Genomic DNA, 1464 nt, shown 5'->3' with positions numbered 1-1464 from the left:
ACGCGTGATCAGCAAAAGCAGGGTCGAGATGAATCCAAACCAGAAGATTCTATGCACTTCAGCCACTGCTATCACAATAGGCGCAATCACAGTACTCATTGGAATAGCAAACCTAGGATTGAACATAGGACTGCATCTAAAATCGGGCTGCAATTGCTCACGCTCACAACCTGAAACAACCAACACAAGCCAAACAATAATAAACAACTATTATAATGAAACAAACATCACCAACATCCAAATGGAAGAAAGAACAAGCAGGAATTTCAATAACTTAACTAAAGGGCTCTGTACTATAAATTCATGGCACATATATGGGAAAGACAATGCAGTAAGAATTGGAGAAAGCTCGGATGTTTTAGTCACAAGAGAACCCTATGTTTCATGCGACCCAGATGAATGCAGGTTCTATGCTCTCAGCCAAGGAACAACAATCAGAGGGAAACACTCAAACGGAACAATACACGATAGGTCCCAGTATCGCGCCCTGATAAGCTGGCCACTATCATCACCGCCCACAGTGTACAACAGCAGGGTGGAATGCATCGGGTGGTCAAGTACTAGTTGCCATGATGGCAAATCCAGAATGTCAATATGTATATCAGGACCAAACAACAATGCATCTGCAGTAATATGGTACAACAGAAGGCCTGTTGCAGAAATTAACACATGGGCCCGAAACATACTAAGAACACAGGAATCTGAATGTGTATGCCACAACGGCGTATGCCCAGTAGTGTTCACCGATGGGCCTGCCACTGGACCTGCAGACACAAGAATATACTATTTTAAAGAGGGGAAAATATTGAAATGGGAGTCTCTGACTGGAACTGCTAAGCATATTGAAGAATGCTCATGTTACGGGAAACGAACAGGGATTACCTGCACATGCAGGGACAATTGGCAGGGCTCAAATAGACCAGTGATTCAGATAGACCCAGTAGCAATGACACACACTAGTCAATATATATGCAGTCCTGTCCTTACAGACAGTCCCCGACCGAATGACCCAAACATAGGTAAGTGTAATGACCCTTATCCAGGTAATAATAACAATGGAGTCAAGGGATTCTCATACCTGGATGGGGATAACACTTGGCTAGGGAGGACAATAAGCACAGCCTCGAGGTCTGGATACGAGATGTTAAAAGTGCCAAATGCATTGACAGATGATAGATCAAAGCCCATTCAAGGTCAGACAATTGTATTAAACGCTGACTGGAGTGGTTACAGTGGGTCTTTCATGGACTATTGGGCTGAAGGGGACTGCTATCGAGCGTGTTTTTATGTGGAGCTGATACGTGGGAAACCCAAGGAGGATAAAGTGTGGTGGACCAGCAATAGTATAGTATCGATGTGTTCCAGTACAGAATTCCTGGGACAATGGAACTGGCCTGACGGGGCTAAAATAGAGTACTTCCTCTAAGATGAAGAAAAAGACCCTTGTTTCTACTGATCACGCGT

The 1464-nt window shown here is 44.1% G+C and carries 1 protein-coding gene; it reads left to right on the top strand.

The annotated features are described in order from the left end of the window. The coding region (locus CVS30_RS17620; protein ID WP_207767607.1) for a neuraminidase at nucleotides 1-1426 on the top strand (1426 nt) is incomplete at its 5' end. Between the last annotated feature and the right edge of the window lie 38 nt (nucleotides 1427-1464).

It is taken from the genome of Arthrobacter psychrolactophilus (genome assembly GCF_003219795.1).
Taxonomy (GTDB): domain Bacteria; phylum Actinomycetota; class Actinomycetes; order Actinomycetales; family Micrococcaceae; genus Specibacter; species Specibacter psychrolactophilus.
Note: the sequence above shows the minus strand (reverse complement) of the source record. Positions and strands in the feature narration are given on the sequence as shown.